Below are 19,908 nucleotides of genomic sequence, written 5' to 3' on the forward strand. Positions count from 1 at the left end.
TCGCCCCCCGAGTTCAGGGATCTGGCACCGTGACCGAAGCGCACCTGTTCGTCATCGGCATCCTGCTGGCCTGGATGGCCGGCATCCGCGTGTACCTGACCGTGTTCGGCGTTGGCCTGGCCGGGCTGCTGGGCTGGGTCGAACTGCCGCCCGCCCTGCAGGCCACGCAGTCCTGGTGGGTGCTGGGCACCTCCGGGGCACTGGCGCTGACCGAATTCTTCGCCGACAAGATCCCCGGCGTGGATTCGATCTGGGACCTGCTGCAGACCCTGGCGCGGGTGCCGGCCGGCGCGTTCCTGGCTGCGGCCACGCTTTCGCCCGATGGCCAACTGGGCACCGGCGCGCTGGCCGCCGGTGCCGGCGTGGCCCTGACCAGCCACCTGCTCAAGTCCGGCGCACGCGCCCTGCTCAATACCTCGCCCGAACCGGTCAGCAACTGGACCGCCTCGCTGACCGAGGACGCCCTGGTCACCGGCGGTCTGGCCCTGGCGCTGGTGCACCCCTGGCTGGCGCTGGCGGTGGTCGTCCTGCTGAGCCTGGCCATGACGTTGCTGCTGGTGTGGATCGCACGTGCGCTCTGGCGGCGCTTGCGGCCCGGCCCGGACCGGGCGGCCGTGCCACGCTCCTGAAGACCGCACCGACCGCAATGTTGCCGCCCGTCGCATAATGGGCCAAGTCAAGCCGGGAAGCCCGATGTCCGCACCGCTGCCGCCCCACCCCTCGTCCTCCTCGCCCGCGCGCCCGGTGCTGCGCGCCGAGACCCCGCCGCCGCATTACTGGCGTCGCTGGACCGAAGATGCACCGGACCTGCAGGCAGCCAGCACGCTTGAAGGCGACCCACCGGCGCCGCCCCCTTCGCCCGGTGCGCCGGGTGCCCCGGCCGCACCCGGCAGCGGCAGCGACCAGCCCCCGCTGGAATCGCCCTACCGGGTGCTGATCGTCGAGGACGACCGGCCGCAGGCCCTGTTCGCGCAGAGCGTCCTGCACGGCGCCGGTATGCTGGCCGAGGTGGAGATGGACGCGGAAAAGGTCATCGACAGCATCCAGCGCTTCGTCCCGGACCTGCTGCTGATGGACCTGCACCTGCCCGGGCGCGATGGCATGGCGCTGACCAAGGCCATCCGCGAGCGGCCTGAATACCTGGACCTGCCGATCGTGTTCCTGACCGGTGATCCGGATCCGGAGAAGCAGTACGAGGTGCTCGACAACGGTGCCGATGATTTCCTGAGCAAGCCGGTCCGCCCACGCCACCTGATCGCCGCGGTGTCCAACCGCATCCGCCGCATGCGCCAGCGCAGCCCGGTGCAGGTGATCGCCAGCACCGCGCCCGACGCGGTGCAGACCCCGCAGGACCTCAACACCGACACCGGCCTGCACACCCGCAGCTATGTGCAGCAGCAGCTGGCCTCGGCCCTGGAGGAACACGCCGAGGGCGGCCTGTTCTTCATCGAGATCGCCGGCGCGCTGGGCCTGCGCGAGCGTTACGGCTACGCCAACTACGAACAGCTTCTGGTCCAGGCCGCGCGCCAGCTGTCGGCCTTGGCCGCGCCGCAGCCGCTGGCGCGATTGAACGACAACAGCTTCCTGGTCGTGGCCCGCGGCCTGCCGCGCGAGGCGCTGGAAGGCTTCGCCCGCCTGCTGCACGACCAACTGGCCAAGGTCCTGCTGCCGGTGCGCGGCACCGAGACCATCCAGTTGCGCGCGATCATCGGCTACACCGAACTCAACCTGGGCTTCGCCAGTCGCGAGGCGGCCATCGAGGCGGCCGAACAGGCCACGATCCGCGCGCGCAGCCTGCCCGGCCACGTCGCCGCGCACGTGCCGGCACCTTCGGCCAGCGAACAGGCCCGCGCCGCGCTGGACGGGACCACGCTGGAGCTGCTGTTCCAGCCGATCGTGTCGGTGGCCGGCGGCGACCAGGCCCAGTTCCAGGTGCTGATGCGCCTGCGCCAGGCCGATGGCACGCTGCTGTCGGCCGCGCAGGTGGTCCCGGCGGCCGAGCTGTCCGGGGACATCATCGACCTGGATCGCCAGATCGTCGGCCGTGCGCTGGACCTGATCGCTCGGCGCCAGGTCGAAGGTGCCGGCGGCCTGCGGCTGTTCGTGTCCCAGTCCCCGCGCACCCTGACCCGCCCGGACGCGGCCGACTGGCTGCTGGGCCAGATCAGCCGGCGCGGGATCGAGCCCTCCTCGCTGGTGATCGACATCCGCCTGTCAGACGCCTTGATCCACACCATGGCCCTGCGCGACTTCGCCCAGGCGCCGATGCAGGCCGGGGTGCAGTTCTGCCTGAGCCAGTTCGAGCCCGGCGCCGAAGCCGAGGCGCTGCTGTCACTGCTGCCGCTGAGTTACCTGCGCGTGTCCAGCCGCTTCGCTGGCGCGCACACCGACGCCGCCCTGCGCGGCCAGCTGCGCACCACCATCGACCTGGCCCATCGCCAGAACCTGCTGGTGATCGGCCAGCAGATCGAGGACCCGCAGGCGGCGGCGGCGATGTGGATGGGCGGCGTGGACTTCATCCAGGGCAACCTGGTGCAGGGCGTCGGCGAAGACCTGGGCTTCGATTTCCACAACGCGGTCCTCTGATCGTGTCCGCACCGGGACGTGCGGCGTTGATGTCGGGGCTGGCCGCGGCCGCAGCGGCGGTCGTGCTGGTGGCGCTGTGGCTGGACCTGTCGATGGTCCCCGGCCCATGGCTGCTGGTGGCCTTTTCCTCCGGGGTGGCCACGCTGCTGGCCACGGTGGCCACGCTGGTGGTGTTGCACGGCGTGGCCCGCCATGCCGAGGCCGCCGAGGCGCGTGCAGCCATCGCCGAATCCGAGCGCCAGATGACCCAGCGCGAGGTCGAACGCCTGGGCCGGATGGAAACCGAGATCACCCAGGCCAGGCAGGCGGCCGAATCGGCAGTGCTGGCCAAGGGCGAGTTCCTGGCCACGATGAGCCACGAGATCCGCACCCCGCTCAACGGCATCGTGCCGATGCTGGACCTGCTTGCGCGCTCGGCCCTGGCACCGGACCAGCGCCAGCTGGTGGAGGCGGCGGCCAGCTCCTCGCAGGCCCTGCTGCGGATCGTCGATGACATCCTGGACTACTCCAAACTGGAGGCGAACAAGCTCGAGCTGGAGACCACCGCCTTCAACCTGCGCGACGTGCTCGAGCAGGTGATGCACCTGATGCAGCGCCCGGCCGAGAACCGCGGCCTGCACCTGGGCCTGCAACTGGACCCCACCGTGCGCCTGTCGGTGCGCGGCGATCCGCTGCGCCTGCGCCAGGTGCTGACCAACCTGATCGGCAACGCGATCAAGTTCACCGAGCGCGGCTCGGTCACCCTGGTCGCGCGCCGCCTGGGCGAGACCAGCGCCCAGCACCTGCTGCGCTTCGAGGTGCGCGATACCGGCATCGGCATCGATGCCGATGCGCAGGCGCGGCTGTTCCAGTCCTTCAGCCAGGCCGATGCCTCGACCACGCGCCTGTTCGGTGGCACCGGCCTGGGCCTGGCCATCTGCAAGCGCATCGTCGAGCTGATGGGCGGGCGCATCGCGGTGGTGTCCGAAGCCGGCCGCGGATCGACGTTCTGGTTCGAGATTCCGCTGCTCAAGGCTTTGGGCGACCTGCCCACGCCCGACACCGTGCCTGGCCAGGCACGGGTCCTGCTGGTCACCCCCGATCCGTTGCTGCGCTCGCGCCTGTCCAGCCTGATGACCCAGTGGAGCGTGTCGCTGCAGTGCGTGGAAAACACCCAGGAAGCGCTGGAGCGCCTGCGCAGCTCCAGTGCTGGCTTCACCACCGTGGTGGCCGACATCAGCCGCCTGCGCAGCAGTGCCCGCGCCTTGCACCGCGCCGTGGGCCGGGCCACTAGCGAGTTCGGCACCCAGCTGGTGTGGCTCTACGGCGATGAGCCGGTGCCGGACGAACAGCGCGCCGGCGCGACCCTGCTGCCACGGCTGGCCCACGAATCAGACCTGCGCGCCCTGCTCAGCGTGGTCCCGCGCGCGCCCGACACGGCCAGGCCGGGCCCGACCGTCCAGCCGCTGCCCCTGTCCGAACCAGAACAGTTCTTCACTTCACCATCTGTCACGGTCCCCGGCGCCGAACCGCCGCCGGCCCAGCCGGCGGCCGTGGACGGACGCCGGCTGCTGCTGGTCGAGGACAACCCGGTCAACCTGGCCGTGGCCGAGAAGATGCTCGAATCACTGGGCTTTACTGCCGATCACGCAGGCAACGGCGTGGTGGCGCTGGAGAAGATGGGCCGCACCCGCTATCCGCTGGTGCTGATGGACTGCCAGATGCCGCTGCTGGACGGCTACACCGCCACCCGCCGCTGGCGCGAACGCGAGGCCGAGCGCGGCCAAGCGCGGCTGCCGATCGTGGCCATGACCGCCAATGCGATGGCCGGCGACCGCCAGCGCTGTCTGGATGCCGGCATGGACGATTACCTGTCCAAACCGGTTTCGCGCACCCAACTGGAAAAATGCCTGCACCGATGGTTGCCACCGCTGGACGACGGCACCGGCGCGCAGGCCAGCGTGGCGACCGGGCCCACGGCCGCGGTCCCGGTTGTACAACCTGCACCGGCCGAGCCGTGGCCGTTCGTGGAAGAAACCATGCCGCCCCCGGGTGCTTCGGCCATCGATGGCGCCGTGGCCGCGCTGGACACCAGCGTCCTGGACGAGCTGGCAGAAGTCACCGGACCGGGCCTGGCCAGCATCATCCAGGTATTCCTGGAAGATGCCCCGCGCCTGATCCGCGAACTGGAAACCGCCTCGACCGTGCCCGACCTGGACGCCATGCGCGCGGCGGCCCATTCGCTCAAGTCCTCCAGCGCCAACATGGGCGCCCTGGCCCTGTCGGCGGCGGCCAGGCGCATCGAACTGGGCGCACGCGAACAGCGCCTGGATCGCCCGGCCGTGGCGGTGGCGCTGGTGATCGCGGAATTTGCCCGGGCCCGGGTCGCGCTGCAGGGATATCTGGTGCGCCTGCAGGACGCCGGCGCGGCGACTTAGCCGTCGAGCTTGCTCAACAAGTAGTTCGGCTCGCCGATCCGGCCGATCAGGTCCAGCTGGGTTTCCAGCCAGTCCACGTGTTCTTCCTCCGAATCGAGGATCTCCACCAGCAGCTGGCGGCTGACGTAGTCGCCGACCGTCTCGCAGTAGGCCACCCCTTCGCGCAGCACCGGCAGCGCGTCCATCTCCAGCGCCAGGTCGCACTCGAGCAGCTCGCGCGGGTTTTCACCCACGCGCAGCTTGCCCAACGCCTGGAAATTGGGAAGCCCTTCGAGGAACAGGATGCGGTCGGCCAGCTTGTCCGCATGCTTCATCTCGTCGATGGACTCGTTGTACTCGTGCTCGGCCAGTTCCTTCAGGCCCCAGTTCTTCAGCATCTTGGCGTGCAGGAAATACTGGTTGATGGCAGTCAGCTCGTTGTAGAGGACCTTGTTGAGGAACTCGATGACCTTGGCGTCGCCCTTCATCGTCATGGCCTATGCAGGTGGTGGAATGCGCCGCAGGATACCGTGCCAGGCCGGACGATGCTGAAACCCCGATCGTGATCGCCTGTGCGTGCGCCCGGCGCCGCGCCAGGCTCAGGCGGCCGCCGCGTCACTCACGACCGGCAGCGGAAGGGCCATCCTGGCGTGCTGTTCGGCCAGCAGACCGGCGGCCATGTCCAGACAACTGCCGCAGGTGCTGCCGCAGCCGGTGCGCATGGTCAGTTCGGAAACAGTCTTGCAGCCGTTGGCGGCGGCTTCGCGGATCTGGAGGTGGGTGACCCCGTTGCAGAGACAGACGTACACGGCAGTGGCTGGGCGCGACGGACCGGAATGGCCCGGGCCTATTCAAACGCGAATGCGAATGGTTGTCAATTTCCAGAAGGCAGTGGATCTGAACCCTTCCGCCGACCACCGGAGCGGATGCGTGGGCGCTGGGCGCCGCGCGCCGCCGCGGACTCGATGACGCCCCGGTCCTGGCGCGGCTGCGGCACCGCCTGCAGCCCGGCCGCCAGCCGTGCCAACGGCGCCAGATGGTCCAGTGCACGGGCGTAGACGCCGCGCTTGAACATCACCACGTGCTCCATCGGATACCAGAAATCCACCCAGCGCCAATGGTCGAACTCGGGGGTCTCGGTCAGGTCCAGACGCACGTGGTGCTCCTCGCAGACCATTCGCAGCAGGAACCAGACCTGCTTCTGGCCGATGCACACATGGCGTTCGTGGCGGCGCACGGCGCGTTGCGGCAGCCGATAGCGCAGCCAGCCCGGGGTCGCGCCCAGTAACTCGACGTGCTCGGGCAGCAGGCCGGTTTCCTCGCGCAGTTCGCGGTACATGGCCTCGACCGGGGTCTCGTCCGTGTTCATTCCGCCCTGCGGGAACTGCCAGCCATCCCGGCGCACCCGGCGCGCCCAGAACACTTTCCCTTGCGGATGCATCAACACGATGCCGACGTTGGGTCGGTAACCGTCCGGATCGATCACGACGCGGACTCCTGAGAATCTACTGGAGCCGAATGTGCCATGCCTGCGCCGGCGCCTCAACCAGACAATCAGAAGATTGACAGACGCCCTTCAGATATCCAGAATTGCCGGTTCTCGCGCGGCTATGTAGCTCAGCCGGTTAGAGCACAGCACTCATAATGCTGGGGTCGGTGGTTCGAGTCCACCCATAGCCACCACTTCGCGCGAACCTGCAGTACAGGCAAAAAGGCCCGCTTCCTGAGCGGGCTTTTCCGTATCCGGGATACGGACCTTCCGAGGCACGCCACCCTGCACCTCGTCCGCTGGCACGGCAAATGGGCGGCAGACCTGGCAAGGATCCAACTACAGTTCGTCAGGCGCGGCGTCAGGCGGCGGATTGCCCTGCGTCTGCGGGTCCGGCGCGACGCCCTTGCGCGCGTCCTGGCGCATTTCGAACCACATGCCGTTGAGGATGGCGAAGAAGCAGGCAAGGCTCACGCCCAGGATCCAAGCGAAGTACCACATGGTGCAGCTCCTATGTCAGTAGGCGTTCGGGTTCTGGCCGATGCTGTCGGCGCCGACCTTGCCGCGCAGCACACGGTAGACCCAGGCGGTGTAGAGCAACACGATCGGCAGCAACAGCACCACCGCGATCAGCATGATGAACAGCGTGGTGTGGCTGGAGGACGCATCCCACAGGGTCAGGCCGTGGTTCGGGTCGGAGGAGGACGGCAGCAGGAAGGGGAACACCGCCAGGCCCTCGGTCAGGATGATGCTGGCGATGCCCAGGCTGGAGGCCAGGAACGCTCGCCCCCCCTTGCCGCGCAGCAGCAGCACGCCACTGAGCAACATGCCCGCCACCCCCAGCACCGGGAAGATCCAGGTCCACGGCATGGCCTGGTAGCTGGCCATCCAGGAGGCATGCGCCACCTGCTTGAGCGCAGGGTTGGACGCGCCGGTGAGGTCCAGGCCGCTGGTCACCCGGTAGCCGTCGACGCCCAGGGCCATCCACACCCCGGCCAGCACGAACAGCACCGCTGCGGCAAAGGCGGCCAGTGCACCGAGCTTGCCCGCGCGCACTGCAACCGGGCCATCGGTCTTGAGCACCAGCATGCCGGCGCCGTGCGCGGCCAGCATGGTCACACTGACCAGGCCGCAGACCAGCTGGAACGGCATCAGCAGGCCGAACAGGTTGCCTTCGTAGATCACCCGCAGGCCGTCGTCGAAATGGAACGGCACGCCGACCACGACGTTGCCCATGGCCACCCCGAACACCAGTGCCGGCACGAAGCCGCCCACGAACAACGCCCAGTCCCAGACCGCGCGCCAGGTCGGATTTTCGACCTTGCTGCGAAACTTGAAGCCCACCGGACGCAGGATCAGCGCCACCAGGATCAGGAACATGGCCAGGTAGAAGCCGGAGAAGCTGACCGCGTAGAGGATCGGGAACGCAGCGAAGATCGCACCACCGCCGGTGATCAGCCACACCTGGTTGCCCTCCCAGACCGGGCCGATCACGTTGAGGGTCAGGCGGCGCTCGGCATCGGTGCGTGCCACGGCGGGCAGCAGCGTGCCCACGCCCAGGTCGAAGCCGTCGGCGATGGCAAAGCCGATCAGCAAAATGCCCAGCAGCAGCCACCAGATCAGGCGCAGGGTGTCGTAGTCGAGGGGAATGGCGTGCATGTTGCGTGCTCCGTGGCCGTCAGACGGTGGGCGAGGTGGCCAGCGCACTGGCGGAGGGTTGGGAGGGGGCGCCGCCGCCGATGTAGTCGGTCGGGCCCTTCCTGATCAACTTGCGCATCAGCCAGATCTCGACCACCGCCAGGGTGGTGTAAAGCGCCGCGAAACCGCACAGCGAGAGCACGACCTCGTAGAGCTTCAGGCCCGAGGCGGCGAAGAAGGTCGGCAGGACGCCATCGATGATCCACGGCTGGCGGCCGTATTCGGCGATGATCCAGCCGAGCTCGATGGCCACCCAGGGCAGCAGCAGGCTCCATAGCGCCAGTTTCAGGAAGCCACGTTTTTGCTCGATCTTGTTGGTGGTCACGTACCAGAAGGCCACTGCGAAGAACCCGATGAAGTACAGGCCCAGGGCCACCATGATGCGGAAGGCCCAGAACATCGGCAGCACGTTGGGCACCGTGTCCAGGGCTGCCCTGGCGATCTCGCCATCGGTGGCGTTGCCGATGTCGTCGCGGTACTTCTTCAGCAGCAGGGCATGGCCCATGTCCTGCCACTTGGCCTCGAAGGTCGACCGGGCCTGCGCATCGCCGCGGTCGGCGCGCAGCGCCTGCAGCGCGGCGTAGGCATCCTGGCCGTTGCGGATACGCTGCTCGGCGCGGGCGACCAGGTCCTTGATGCCCGGCATCTGGGTGTTAAGCGAACGGGTGCCGATCAGGCCCATGACCCAGGGAATGTGGACTTCGGCCCGATTGCGCTGGTTGGCCTGGTCGGGGATGGCGAACAGGTTAAACCCGGCCGGGGCAGGCTCGGTTTCCCACATGCCTTCCATCACCGCCAGCTTCATCTTCTGGTTCTCGCCGACCGTGTAGCCGCTCTCGTCACCGAGCACCACCACGCTCAGCGAGGCGGCCAGCCCGAAACTGGCGGCCACCGCCAGCGAGCGCTTGGCCAGCTCGACATGCTTGCCGCGCAGCAGGTACAGCGCACTGATCGCGGCCACGAACACCGCGCCGCACACGTAGCCGGCACTGACCGTATGCACGAACTTGGCCTGCGCCACCGGGTTGAACAGCACCGCGGCGAAGTCGGTCACCTCCATGCGCATGGTGTCCGGGTTGAAGCTGGCACCGGTCGGGAACTGCATCCAGCCATTGGCGATCAGGATCCACAGCGCCGACAGGTTGGAGCCCAGCGCCACCAGCCAGGTCACCATCAGGTGCTGGACCCTGCTCAGCTTGTTCCAGCCGAAGAAGAACAGGCCGATGAAGCTGGCTTCCAGGAAGAACGCCATCAGCCCTTCGATCGCCAGCGGCGCGCCGAAGATGTCACCGACATATTGGCTGTAATAGGACCAGTTGGTGCCGAACTGGAACTCCATGACCACCCCGGTGCCCACGCCCATGGCGAAGTTCAGGCCGAACAGCGAGCCCCAGAACAGGGTCATGCGTCGCCACACATCGCGACCGGTCATCACGTAGACGCTTTCCATGATGGCCAGGAGGAAGGACAGGCCCAGCGTCAGCGGGACGAACAGGAAGTGATAGAGCGCAGTGAGCGCGAACTGCAGACGACTGAGTTCGACGATGGTCATGTCCGGCATGGCAGCTGTGGCCCCTTGGAGTTGCCTGCAGGATGCCCTGCAATCGGGCTGCCGGCCTTGATCTGCATCAACGTCCCGACAGGCGGCCAGGGTGCACAATCAGGCCTTCGTTGCTCGCCACCGGTCATGCCCCAGCCTTCGCCCGATGCCCGCCAGCAGCTGCAGGCCCTTACCGCGCCGGTGCGCGGGCGGTTGCGCGTGGCAGGCGTGGCCACGGTGCTGGCCGGCGTGGGACTGGCGGCCCAGGCCGGGCTGATCGCGCTGGCCGCGCAGCGGGTGCTGGTCCAGCACCTGCCGCTGGACCAGGTGCTGCCGCTGCTGCTGGCGCTGTGCGCGGTCGGCCTGGTCCGCGCCGGCCTGGCTTGGTCTGCGCGCCATTGCGCCGATGCGGCGGTGGAAACCCTGCGCCACCAGCTGCGTCTTTCCGTGGTACGGCGCCTGCAGGCACGCGGGCCGCTGTGGCTGCGCCACCAGCGCGCCGGCGCCCTGGCCGAACTGCCCGGCGCCCATGTCGATGCGCTGGACGGCTACGTCGGCGGCTTCCTGCTGGCACGGATGGAAGTCACCTGGGTGCCGCTGGTGCTGCTGGTGGCGGTGTTCTGGGTCGATCCGGTGGTCGGCGGCATCCTGCTGCTGACCCTGCCGCTGATCCCGGTGTTCATGGCCCTGGTGGGCTGGGGTGCACAGGCCGCCAGCGAACGCCAGCTCGATGCGCTGACCCGGATGGGCGCGCATTTTGCCGACCGCCTGCGTGGGCTGGGCCTGATCCGCCTGTACGGCCGCGCGCAGAGCGAACTGGAAGGCGTGCGCGCGGCCGCAGACGCGGTGCGCGAAGGCAGCCTGAAGGTACTGCGCATCGCCTTCCTGTCCTCGGCGGTGCTGGAGTTCTTCGCCTCGATGGGGGTGGCGATGGTGGCGCTGTATCTGGGCCTGACCTACCTGGGCATGCTGCACATCCGCAGCGCGCCGCTGGACCTGGCTTCGGGACTGTTCTGCCTGCTGCTGGCCCCGGAGGTCTACGCGCCGCTGCGCCGGCTGGCCGCGCACTACCACGATCGCGCCAACGCGCTGGCCGCAATCACCCGGATCGATGCGGCGCTGGATCAAGCCGAGCAGGCCCCCCGCGAGGTGGCGCCCGGGGCCGATGCCGCAGGGACATTGCCACCCCAGGTCTGCGTGCAGGTGCGCGACCTGAGCCTGCGCCACGCCGGCGCCTCGCATCCGGTCCTGGAGCAGCTGTCCTTCGATCTGCACAGCGGTCAGCACATCGCGCTGGCCGGGCCCAGCGGCTGCGGCAAGAGCACCTTGCTGGAAGCCCTCGCCGGCTGGCTGCCGGCCGATGCCGGCCAGTTGCTGCGCAGCCAACACCTGCGCATCGGCTACGCGGCGCAGCGGCCGCACCTGTTCTGTGGCTCGATCGCCGACAACCTGCGCATTGCCGCGCCGCAGGCCAGTCAGGCGCAGCTGCACGCGGCGGCCGACGCGGCGCAGGTGATGGACTTCGTCCGGCAGCTGCCGCAGGGGCTGGACACGCGCATCGGTGAAGGCGGCTTCGGCCTGTCCGGCGGCCAGGCCCGCCGCGTCGCCCTGGCGCGTGTGCTGCTGCAGGATCCGCAGCTGTTGCTACTGGACGAGCCGACCGCGTTCCTGGATGCGCAGACCGAAGCGCGCCTGCTCGAGGCGCTGCTGCAGTTCGCCCGCGACCGTACCCTGGTCATCGCCACCCACAGCGAGGCGGTGATGGAACGTCTTGGCCAGGTGCTGTGGCTGCCGGACGGGCAGATGCGCCGCTTGCGGAAGGCCGCGTGAACCCGTTCGCCGCCCATCGCCGCGGCATTGCGCTGACCCTGGCGCTGCTCAGCCTGACCCTGCTGGCCGGTACCGCGCTGCTGGGGGTCGCCGGGCACTTTCTCACCGCCGCAGCGCTGGCCGGGACGGGCGCGCTCGGGTTCAACCTGTTCGGCCCCTCGGCCGGCATCCGCGGCCTGACCTTCGTGCGCATCCTCTCGCGCTACGGCGAAAAACTGGTCGGCCACGATGTCACCCTGCGGATCGGCCGCGACCTGCGGCTGGACTTCTTCCGCCGCGCGCTGCCGTTGGCACCGCTGGGCCTGGGACGGCTGCGCACCGGGGATTTGCTCAGCCAGCTGATCGCCGACATCGAACGGGTCGAAGGCGGGCTGGTGCGCGCGTTCGGCCCGCTGCTGGCGTTGGGCCTGCTGGTGCTGGTGGCCTGCGCGGTCGCCGCGATCGCCTTGCCGCTGGCCGGGCTGGTGCTGCTGGTGACCTGCCTGCTGCTGGGCGTGGTGCTGCCATGGGCGGCTGCGCGTGGCGCGCGCACGCACGAGGCTGCGCGCGAACAAGCCCGCGCCACCGTGCGTGCCGACGTGCTCGATGCCGTGCAGGGCGCCACCGACCTGGCCGCGCTGCAGGCCGGCGACGGCTGGCTGGCCCGGATCGAGGCGGCCAGCCAGGCGCTGGCGCGCTGCGAACGCCGGCGCAAGCAACGACTGGCCTTGGCTACCTTCGGCCACGGCGCGATCACGGCGATCGCGCTGACCGCGATGCTGGGGCTTGTCCTGGCGGCCGCATCGACCGGTGCGGTGTCGGCGCCGGCCGCGGCGGGCCTGTTCTTCATGACCGTGGCCACGCTGGAGGCCTGCGCCGGCGCGGCCCTGGCCTGGCGCGAACTGCATGCCGCGCGCGGCGCCTGGCAGCGCCTGCAGGGCACCGTCAGCGCCGCCCCGCCGGTGCGCGATCCGGCAACGCCCAGCCCCGTGCCCGCGCAGGGCAGCCTGGAACTGGTGCAGGTCGGTTTCCACTGGGCCGGCAGCAGCCAGCCGGTGCTGGACGGTGCCAGCCTGCGCATCGCCCCCGGCCAGCGCATCGCCATCACCGGCGACAGCGGCGCCGGCAAGAGCTCGCTGCTGGCGCTGCTGCTGCGCCTGTGCGATCCGGATGCGGGCAGCGTGCGCTACGCCGGCATCGACCTGCGCCGCTTCGCCCAGGACGACTGGCACGCCCAGATCGCCTGGCTGCCGCAGGAGGCGCCGGTGTTCGCCGGCAGCGTGCGCGACAACCTGCGCCTGGGCGATGCGCAGGCCAATGACATGCGCCTGTGGCAGGTGCTCGAACAGGTGCGGCTGGACGCGCTGGTGCGCGGCCTGCCCGGCCAGCTCGATGCCTGGATCGGCGAACACGGCCGCACGCTCTCCGCCGGCCAGGCCCGCCGCATCGCCCTGGCCCGCGCCCTGCTGCGCAATGCCTCGATCCTGCTGCTGGACGAACCCACCGAAGGCCTGGACGTGGACACCGCCCAGGCACTGCTGGCCGACCTGGCCGAGGCCAGCCAGGGCCGCACCGTCATCGTGATCACCCATGACGCACTGCCCGTCGGCTGGGCCGAAGCGACCTGGCATCTGGCCGATGGTCGCCTGCAGGAAGCGACCAGTGCCTAGCTGTTGCGCGCGTCTTCAGCGGGCGCCGGTGCTGGGCAGGCTGGTTTGTCGGCCCACCCAACTTCGCCGGCGCGATACCGCTCGCCGATTTCCAATCCACGCCAGCTGCATCCTTGTCGACCTGCGCCACCCGGCCGGGTCACGCGACCACCACCGCAGCGGGCTGTTGGCTTGCAGTCCCGCATCACCCGCCCGCGGCGGCCAGAAGATCCAGCCTGCGGCGGTCCAGCAGGCGCACCGTGTGCGGATCGGGGGTGGCGATCAGGCCTTCACCGCGCAGCTTGGTAAAGCAGCGGCTCACCGTCTCGATGGTCAGGCCCAGGTAGTCGGCGATGTCGGTGCGGGTCATCGGCAGGGCGATGACCACAGGGTCCAGCCCCTGGCGGGCGCGGCGCTGGGCCATGTCCTGCAGGAAGCCAGCCAGACGCTCCGGTGGTGTCATCCGGGCCAGTGCCATCAGCTTGTCGCGGGTGGCGTCCAGCTCGATGCAGGCGCGCTGCATCAGCTCGTGTTCCAGACCGGGGTGGGTCCGGCACAGGGTGCGCATGCCTTGGTGGGGGACCGCGCACAGGGTGCTGTCGGTGATCGCCTCGATGGTGTACCGGTAATGATCCGAGCCACTGAAGCCGATGTAGTCGCCCGGCATCAGGAAGCCGGCCACCAGCCGGCGGCCGTCGGCCAGGGTCCGGGTGCGGCGCAGGGCGCCGGTCTGCACGGTGAACACGTAGCGGCGCTGCTCGCCTTCGCGGGCCAGCAGCTCGCCGGCACGCAGCTGCAGATCACCAGTGAGTTGCTCCAGGGCCCTGGCCTGTTCGGCTGGCAGCGCAGAGCACACCGCCAGGTGGCGCACCAGGCAGACCCGGCAGCCGTGGCCGGCAACCGGCTCGCGCTCCTCGCCCACATCGTCCGCTGGCGGCTCGGAGGTATTGCGGTGGATACGCAGGCTGCTCATCGGTGTGCGCCTCCTGTGCGCGTGACCAGGCCATGATACGCCCGGTCCGCAGGTAAACCGTCGCCGCACCGGCCGGCGTGGACGGCGCAGATCGGGTACCATACGCGGGCTTCGCTTTAGCGGCAGTCGTGTTTCCCCTGAAGGGACACCGGCGTTGAATGGGCTATCGGCCCGCTTCGCCCCCCATCCTCCGACGCCTTCTCGCTTCGCAAAGACGGCCCTACCACTGTCGGCATGGTCGCCCAACAGTTACTCGCAGCGCGGTTAGGGAACGCTTCGGGCAACACACGCTCTTCCAACGGCTTTCGTGGCACGTAGCGCTTGTTTGCGCTGCGCGTGTGGCGTTTTCCGCGCGAACCGGGCGTGCATCCGGAGCTTTACCAATGTCATTTGAAACCCTGGGGCTTGCCCCGTTCCTGCTGCGTGCGCTGGCCGAGCAGGGCTATGAAACCCCGACCCCGATCCAGGAACAGGCCATCCCGCTGGCCCTGGCCGGCCGCGACCTGATGGCCGGCGCACAGACCGGCACCGGCAAGACCGCTGCGTTCGGCCTGCCGCTGCTGCAGCACCTGGGCACCCACCCGCAGGCAGTCACCCGTGGCCCGCGTCGTCCGCGCGCCCTGGTCCTGACCCCGACCCGCGAGCTGGCCACCCAGGTGCACGAGAGCCTGCGCGACTACAGCAAGTACCTGCGCATTCCGTCGGCCACCATCTACGGCGGCGTGGGCATGGGCCCGCAGCTGGACACGCTGCGTCGTGGCGTGGACCTGGTAATCGCCTGTCCGGGCCGCCTGATCGACCACCTGGAGCGTCGCAGCGTCGACCTGTCGGGCATCGAGGTGCTGGTCCTGGACGAGGCCGACCGCATGCTGGACATGGGCTTTTTGCCGTCGATCAAGCGGATCCTGGCCAAGCTGCCCAAGCAGAACCGCCAGACCCTGCTGTTCTCGGCCACCTTCGACGACAACATCAAGTTGCTGGCGCGCGAGTTCATGCACGATCCGCTGGAGATCCAGGCCACGCCCAAGAACACCGTGCACGAGAACATCACCCACCGCGTGCATCCGGTCGACAGCGCCCGCAAGCGCGACCTGCTGCTGCACCTGCTGGCCGAGGACTCGCGCGAGCAGACCCTGGTGTTCGCCAAGACCAAGCACGGCAGCGACAAGCTGGCGCTGTTCCTGGAGAAGGCCGGCATCCAGACCGCCGCGATCCACGGCAACAAGAGCCAATCCCAGCGCCTGCGCGCGCTGCGTGACTTCAAGGCCGGCAAGGTCACCGTGCTGGTGGCCACCGACATCGCCGCGCGCGGCATCGACATCGACCAGCTGCCCAAGGTCATCAACTTCGACCTGCCGATGGTGGCCGAGGACTACGTGCACCGCATCGGCCGCACCGGCCGCAACGGTTCCACCGGCCAGGCCGTGTCGCTGGTCTCGCAGGAAGATGCCAAGCTGCTGCGCGCAATCGTGCGCCTGCTCGACCGCGACCTGGAGATCAAGGACGTGCCGGGCTTCGTGCCGCAGACCCCGATCCGCTGGGGCAACAGCGCACCGGGCCGGGCCGACCTGCCGGGCGGCGAGCGCCCGCCGCGTCGCCACGACCGCCGTCCGCATGGCGAAGCCCCGCGCCGCGCCCACGCCGGCCCCAGGCAGCACGGCGCGCCGCGTCCGGGCGGCAGCGGCAACGGGCGTCGCGCAGGTGGCGGCGGTGCCGGTGGCCAGCGCTCCAGCCAGCCGCGTCGCGCCGACTGAGGGGCACAGGTTGCCGGCGCGGGGTTTGCACGCCCCGCGCCGGCCGCCGAAGATTGCGCCATGGATATCTTCAAGGTCTTCAGCATCGAAGCCGCGCACCGGCTGCCCAACGTGCCCGATGGGCACAAGTGCGCCCGCCTGCACGGACACTCGTTCCGCATCGAGATCCACCTGTCTGGCCCGCTGGATCCGCACACTGGCTGGGTGATGGACTTCGCCGAAGTCAAGGCAGCCTTCAGGCCGATCTTCCAGCGCCTGGACCACCACTACCTCAACGACATCCAGGGCCTGGACAACCCCACCAGCGAGCGCATCGCCGAGTGGATCTGGGATCACCTCAAGCCCGCGCTGCCGCTGCTGAGCCAGGTGGTGGTGCACGAGACCTGCACCGCCGGCAGCCGCTACCGCGGGCCTGCCGCAGGCTGAGAGGCTGAGAAAAACACTGCAACGGGAGCCGCAAGGCGCTTTTCATTCCTGGACCTGAGTGTTTCAGCAACCGTTCGTCGGTCGCCCTGCGCTGGCCTTGCATTGCCACAAAACCGGGGGTATGCTGCGTCGCAACATCAACCCGTAATGCTGGTTTCGCGGAAATTGGTGGCACAGCACAGCACATCGCGCCGGCGCCTTGCGCCACGCTCCCTCGTTTGTGTGGGTCCCTCCCCCCACACAAATCTGGCCCGACAGGTCCCTCCCCCTGTCGGGCTTTTTTTTTGTCAAACGCTGCCGGCGCCGCCCGCCCCGGCGCCGGCCCCGCATGTGCACGTAGAATCGGCCCATGTCATTTGCCAGCCAGACCCTTTCCGGGACCAAGTCCGAGCAGTATGCGCAGCTGCTGGAACAGGCGCGCGGCCTGATGCAAGGGGAAACCGACCGCATCGCCAACGCGGCCAACCTCTCGGCGCTGCTGTTCAACGCCCTGCCGGACTGCAACTGGGCCGGATTCTATTTCTTTGATGGAACCGAGCTGGTGGTCGGCCCGTTCCAGGGCTTGCCGGCCTGCGTGCGGATCAAGCTGGACAAGGGCGTCTGCGGCGCCGCGGCCAGTACCCGCCAGACCCAGCGCGTGCATGACGTGGAGGCCTTCCCCGGCCACATCGCCTGCGACGCGGCTTCGCGCTCGGAACTGGTGGTGCCATTGGTGAAGGACGGCGCGCTGATCGGCGTGCTGGATATCGACAGTCCGCGGGTCGGCCGCTTCGACGAGGACGACCAGCGCGGCATCGAAGCCATCGCCGCGGCCTGGGTCCAGGCCCTGCAATGAGCACCACGCAGCTGCGCAACATCGGTCCCAAGTCCGCTGCGTGGCTGCGCCAGGTCGGTCTGCGCACCGAGGAAGACCTGCGCGCGGCCGGCTCGGTCGAAGCCTTCATGCGGGTCAAACGCGCCGGTTTCCGGCCCAGCCTCAACCTGCTCTATGCGCTGGAAGGCGCGCTGCAGGGCTGCCACTGGCAGGAGGTGAGCCAGGCGCGCCGCCAGGAGATGGTGGCCGCGGTGGAAGCGGCCGCGGCCGCCCTGCCGCCGCCGCGCGGACGCCCGGCCGCCGCGCCGGTGACCACCACCAACCACGGCAGCGACGAAGGCGGACATGGGCCGTCATTCGATTTCCTCGACAGTCCCGGTCGCGACGACGACTGAACCTGCGAGGGCCTGTGGGAGCCGCTTCAGCGGCGATGGGCTGTACCGGGAAGCTTTCGCCGCTGAAGCGGCTCCCACGCGCAGCGGTCACGGCCCAGCGCCTGATCGCGTACACTCTGCGCCGCTTTCAGGTGACCCCACGCGCAGCTGCACGCGCGGCGGGTTGAAACGGGAAGCTGGTGAGCCTTGAACCAGGCGATTCCGGCGCTGCCCCCGCAACGGTAAGCGAGTCATGCCAACGCATCGGCCACTGTGCGCGACACGCACGGGAAGGCGCGGCGGCGGAAGTGCCGGCACTTCCAACTCGCAAGCCCGGAGACCGGCCTGGAGCGCGGATTCGCCACGAATCCATCACCGGTTGCGATGCGGAGGGCGTCGCGCGTGCCGCGCCGCGCGTGTTTCGCGTGCGCTGTCCGCCTGCATTACCTCCGTCCGCGGCTTCCTTGCCTTGCATGCGCGCGGGGCGCGCGACGGAGTCTTGCCCATGAAATCCACCCTGCTTTCCCTGGCCATCGCGCTGGGGCTTCCCACCATCGGCTCGGCCCAGACCGGCGAGGATGCCACCGTCCTGGACCAGGTCACGGTCACCGCCACCCGCACGCAAGTGGCCCTTCAGGACAGCCTGGTGCCGGTGCAGGTCATCTCGCGCGAAGAGATCGACCGCAGCCAGGCCAGCTCGCTGACCGACCTGCTGGCCGGGCGTGCCGGCATTGGCTTCAGCAACCAGGGCGGCCCGGGCAAGAACACCACGCTCAACATCCGCGGCACCGAGTCCGACCAGGTCCTGGTGCTGCTCGACGGTGTGCGCATCGGCTCGGCCAGCGCCGGCCTGGCCGCGTTCCAGGACCTGCCGGTGGCGCAGATCGAGCGCATCGAAATCGTGCGCGGCCCGCGCTCGAGCCTGTACGGCTCGGAAGCCATCGGCGGGGTCATCCAGATCTTCACCCGCACCGGCGGCCAGGGCCTGACCACCCATGCCCAGGCCGGATTCGGCAGCCACGACCTGCGCAACCACAGTGCCGGCTTCAGCTACCGCGGCGCGCGCGGCTGGCTCTCGGCCAACGCCGGCTACCAGCAAACCGACGGCATCAACGCCTGCCGCGGGACCGCCGGCAATGCCCAGGCGCCGTTTGGCGCCGGCTGCTATGTCGACCAACCCGACCGCGACGGCTACCGCAACACCTCCATCGGGGTGCGCGGCGGCATCAATGTCACCGACACACTCAGCCTGGAAGGCACCTTCCTCAACGCCGACAGCCGCAACCAATACGACGGCAGCGCCTTTGGTGGCAACGAAGCGGACAACCTGCAGCGCGTGGCCGGCGGCACCCTGCGCTGGACGCCGTCCGATGCCCTCACCCTGACCGTGCAGGCCGGCCGCGCCGAGGACCAGTCCGACAACGACTACGTCGATGCCGACGCCGGCACGCGCAGCTACGTCAGCACCTTCGACACCCGTCGCGACACCGCATCGGCACAGGCCGATTACACCTTCGCGCCGGGCCAGATCGTCACCCTCGGCGGCGACTGGCAGGACGATCAGGTCACCAGCAATACCCCGTTCGACGTGGACAGCCGCGACAACACCGGCGTGTTCGCCCAGTACCAGGGCCGCTTCTCCGCGCATTCGCTGCAGGCCTCGGTGCGCAATGACGACAACGAACAGTTCGGCTCGCACGCCACCGGCAGCCTGGGCTATGGGTTCGGCTTCGGCAACGGCTTCAGGTTCACCGCCAGCGCCGGCACCGGCTTCAAGGCACCGACCTTCAACGACCTGTACTACCCGGGCGGCTTCGGCAATCCGGACCTCAAGCCGGAGAAGAGCAAGTCGCTCAACCTGGGCCTGGCCCAGTACGGCCAGGGCTGGAACTGGACCTTCAATGCGCATGAAACCCGCATCGAGGACCTGATCGGTTACGACACCGCCTTCAACCTGGTCAACGTGGACAAGGCCAGGATCCGCGGCGCCGAACTCACCGGTTTCATGACGCTGCATGGCCTGGACATCAACGCGCAGATCAGCCACACCGAACCGCGCAACGACAGCGATGGCAGCATCAATCACGACAACTGGCTGGCCCGCCGCGCACGCGACACCGCCCGCCTGGACCTGGACTACGCCATCGGTGACTTCCGCCTGGGGCTGACCGGCAACGGCTACGGCCATCGCTACGATGACGCGGCCAACACCGCGCGCCTGGCCGGCTACGGCACCCTGGACGTGCGCCTGGAATACGCGCTGTCCGGCGACTGGACCCTGCAGGCCAAGGCCGCCAACGTGTTCGACAGGGACTACCAAACCATCCAGTGGTACAACCAGCCGGGCCGCGAATACACCGTCAGCATCCGCTGGCAGGCCAGGCGGCAGTAGGGTCCTTG

Annotated in this window: 16 protein-coding genes, 1 tRNA gene, 1 pseudogene and 1 riboswitch; of the genes and pseudogenes, 11 read left to right on the forward strand and 7 right to left on the reverse strand. The window is 69.1% G+C overall.

Annotation, left to right across the window (positions count from 1 at the left end):
* Nucleotides 1-29 precede the first annotated feature (29 nt).
* The 3 genes from DSC_RS13140 (at nt 30) to DSC_RS13150 (ending at nt 5,003) form a co-directional block, all read left to right on the forward strand.
* Complete coding sequence (locus DSC_RS13140; protein ID WP_014161672.1) at nt 30-629, forward strand: DUF4126 domain-containing protein; 600 nt, start codon at nt 30-32, stop codon at nt 627-629.
* A gap of 64 nt (nt 630-693) precedes the next feature.
* Complete coding sequence (locus DSC_RS13145) at nt 694-2,586, forward strand: EAL domain-containing response regulator (protein ID WP_014161673.1); 1,893 nt, start codon at nt 694-696, stop codon at nt 2,584-2,586.
* Between the two features lie 29 nt (nt 2,587-2,615).
* A complete protein-coding gene (locus DSC_RS13150) occupies nt 2,616-5,003 on the forward strand; it encodes a hybrid sensor histidine kinase/response regulator (RefSeq protein ID WP_014161674.1) in 2,388 nt (795 codons plus the stop codon).
* Here the strand turns inward: DSC_RS13150 and bfr are convergent.
* The 3 genes from bfr to DSC_RS13165 form a co-directional block, all read right to left on the reverse strand.
* Nucleotides 5,000-5,470 carry a bacterioferritin gene (bfr, locus tag DSC_RS13155; protein ID WP_014161675.1) on the reverse strand — a complete coding sequence of 157 codons (471 nt, stop codon included), beginning with the start codon at nt 5,468-5,470 and terminating at the stop codon, nt 5,000-5,002. The two genes, DSC_RS13150 and bfr, sit on opposite strands and share 4 nt — an antisense overlap.
* Nucleotides 5,471-5,581: 111 nt before the next feature.
* Complete coding sequence (locus tag DSC_RS13160; protein ID WP_014161676.1) at nt 5,582-5,791, reverse strand: (2Fe-2S)-binding protein; 210 nt, start codon at nt 5,789-5,791, stop codon at nt 5,582-5,584.
* A gap of 65 nt (nt 5,792-5,856) precedes the next feature.
* Nucleotides 5,857-6,468 carry an RNA pyrophosphohydrolase gene (locus tag DSC_RS13165; protein ID WP_014161677.1) on the reverse strand — a complete coding sequence of 204 codons (612 nt, stop codon included), beginning with the start codon at nt 6,466-6,468 and terminating at the stop codon, nt 5,857-5,859.
* A gap of 120 nt (nt 6,469-6,588) precedes the next feature.
* On the opposite strand from DSC_RS13165, the gene DSC_RS13170 reads away from it, so the two are divergent.
* Nucleotides 6,589-6,665 (forward strand) — tRNA-Met (locus DSC_RS13170).
* Between the two features lie 214 nt (nt 6,666-6,879).
* Here DSC_RS13170 and cydX read toward each other — a convergent pair.
* The 3 genes and pseudogenes from cydX to DSC_RS13180 form a co-directional block, all read right to left on the reverse strand.
* A pseudogene (gene cydX, locus DSC_RS17295) lies at nt 6,880-6,972 on the reverse strand (cytochrome bd-I oxidase subunit CydX); the annotation flags it as partial.
* 15 nt (nt 6,973-6,987) lie between these two features.
* The gene (cydB, locus tag DSC_RS13175) at nt 6,988-8,130 is read right to left on the reverse strand and encodes a cytochrome d ubiquinol oxidase subunit II (RefSeq protein ID WP_014161679.1); all 1,143 of its coding nucleotides are present in this window, start codon (nt 8,128-8,130) and stop codon (nt 6,988-6,990) included.
* A gap of 19 nt (nt 8,131-8,149) precedes the next feature.
* Nucleotides 8,150-9,730, reverse strand: coding sequence for a cytochrome ubiquinol oxidase subunit I (locus DSC_RS13180; RefSeq protein WP_014161680.1), 1,581 nt, complete (start codon nt 9,728-9,730; stop codon nt 8,150-8,152).
* A gap of 126 nt (nt 9,731-9,856) precedes the next feature.
* Between DSC_RS13180 and cydD the strand changes: the two genes are divergently transcribed.
* Both cydD and cydC read left to right on the forward strand, forming a co-directional pair.
* Complete coding sequence (gene cydD, locus DSC_RS13185) at nt 9,857-11,539, forward strand: thiol reductant ABC exporter subunit CydD (protein ID WP_014161681.1); 1,683 nt, start codon at nt 9,857-9,859, stop codon at nt 11,537-11,539.
* Nucleotides 11,536-13,188: a thiol reductant ABC exporter subunit CydC gene (cydC, locus tag DSC_RS13190; RefSeq protein ID WP_043291383.1), complete on the forward strand. Its 1,653-nt coding sequence runs from the start codon at nt 11,536-11,538 to the stop codon at nt 13,186-13,188. Before cydD ends, cydC begins: the two co-directional genes overlap by 4 nt.
* Nucleotides 13,189-13,372: 184 nt before the next feature.
* On the opposite strand, the gene DSC_RS13195 is transcribed toward cydC, so the two are convergent.
* Entirely contained in the window at nt 13,373-14,140 is a 768-nt protein-coding gene (locus DSC_RS13195; protein WP_014161683.1) for a Crp/Fnr family transcriptional regulator, read from the reverse strand.
* A 383-nt stretch (nt 14,141-14,523) separates the two neighbouring features.
* Here DSC_RS13195 and DSC_RS13200 point away from each other — a divergent pair, with 383 nt between their 5' ends.
* The 5 genes from DSC_RS13200 to btuB all read left to right on the forward strand — a co-directional run bounded on the left by DSC_RS13200 (nt 14,524) and on the right by btuB (nt 19,900).
* On the forward strand, nt 14,524-15,894 hold the full coding sequence (locus DSC_RS13200) for a DEAD/DEAH box helicase (protein ID WP_014161684.1): 1,371 nt from the start codon (nt 14,524-14,526) through the stop codon (nt 15,892-15,894).
* Nucleotides 15,895-15,954: 60 nt separating this feature from the next.
* Nucleotides 15,955-16,320, forward strand: coding sequence for a 6-carboxytetrahydropterin synthase QueD (gene queD / locus DSC_RS13205; RefSeq protein ID WP_014161685.1), 366 nt, complete (start codon nt 15,955-15,957; stop codon nt 16,318-16,320).
* Nucleotides 16,321-16,669: 349 nt separating this feature from the next.
* On the forward strand, nt 16,670-17,155 hold the full coding sequence (locus tag DSC_RS13210; RefSeq protein WP_014161686.1) for a GAF domain-containing protein: 486 nt from the start codon (nt 16,670-16,672) through the stop codon (nt 17,153-17,155).
* Nucleotides 17,152-17,529 carry a TfoX/Sxy family protein gene (locus tag DSC_RS13215; protein WP_014161687.1) on the forward strand — a complete coding sequence of 126 codons (378 nt, stop codon included), beginning with the start codon at nt 17,152-17,154 and terminating at the stop codon, nt 17,527-17,529. The genes DSC_RS13210 and DSC_RS13215 overlap by 4 nt, the downstream gene beginning before the upstream one ends.
* A gap of 113 nt (nt 17,530-17,642) precedes the next feature.
* Nucleotides 17,643-17,871, forward strand: a riboswitch (cobalamin riboswitch).
* A 142-nt stretch (nt 17,872-18,013) separates the two neighbouring features.
* A complete protein-coding gene (gene btuB / locus DSC_RS13220; RefSeq protein WP_014161688.1) occupies nt 18,014-19,900 on the forward strand; it encodes a TonB-dependent vitamin B12 receptor in 1,887 nt (628 codons plus the stop codon).
* Nucleotides 19,901-19,908: the final 8 nt, after the last annotated feature.

This window comes from Pseudoxanthomonas spadix BD-a59 (assembly GCF_000233915.3).
Lineage (GTDB): Bacteria > Pseudomonadota > Gammaproteobacteria > Xanthomonadales > Xanthomonadaceae > Pseudoxanthomonas_A > Pseudoxanthomonas_A spadix.

What these genes read in the sequence shown, in the direction of transcription:
- DSC_RS13195 (WP_014161683.1), bottom strand. Translation starts at nt 14,140, where the DNA reads ATGAGCAGCCTGCGTATCCACCGCAATACCTCCGAGCCGCCAGCGGAC.
- DSC_RS13180 (WP_014161680.1), bottom strand. Translation starts at nt 9,730, where the DNA reads ATGCCGGACATGACCATCGTCGAACTCAGTCGTCTGCAGTTCGCGCTC.
- cydD (WP_014161681.1), top strand. Translation starts at nt 9,857, where the DNA reads ATGCCCCAGCCTTCGCCCGATGCCCGCCAGCAGCTGCAGGCCCTTACC.
- btuB (WP_014161688.1), top strand. Translation starts at nt 18,014, where the DNA reads ATGAAATCCACCCTGCTTTCCCTGGCCATCGCGCTGGGGCTTCCCACC.
- DSC_RS13210 (WP_014161686.1), top strand. Translation starts at nt 16,670, where the DNA reads ATGTCATTTGCCAGCCAGACCCTTTCCGGGACCAAGTCCGAGCAGTAT.
- DSC_RS13145 (WP_014161673.1), top strand. Translation starts at nt 694, where the DNA reads ATGTCCGCACCGCTGCCGCCCCACCCCTCGTCCTCCTCGCCCGCGCGC.
- DSC_RS13150 (WP_014161674.1), top strand. Translation starts at nt 2,616, where the DNA reads ATGTCGGGGCTGGCCGCGGCCGCAGCGGCGGTCGTGCTGGTGGCGCTG.
- cydB (WP_014161679.1), bottom strand. Translation starts at nt 8,130, where the DNA reads ATGCACGCCATTCCCCTCGACTACGACACCCTGCGCCTGATCTGGTGG.
- DSC_RS13200 (WP_014161684.1), top strand. Translation starts at nt 14,524, where the DNA reads ATGTCATTTGAAACCCTGGGGCTTGCCCCGTTCCTGCTGCGTGCGCTG.
- bfr (WP_014161675.1), bottom strand. Translation starts at nt 5,470, where the DNA reads ATGAAGGGCGACGCCAAGGTCATCGAGTTCCTCAACAAGGTCCTCTAC.
- queD (WP_014161685.1), top strand. Translation starts at nt 15,955, where the DNA reads ATGGATATCTTCAAGGTCTTCAGCATCGAAGCCGCGCACCGGCTGCCC.
- DSC_RS13215 (WP_014161687.1), top strand. Translation starts at nt 17,152, where the DNA reads ATGAGCACCACGCAGCTGCGCAACATCGGTCCCAAGTCCGCTGCGTGG.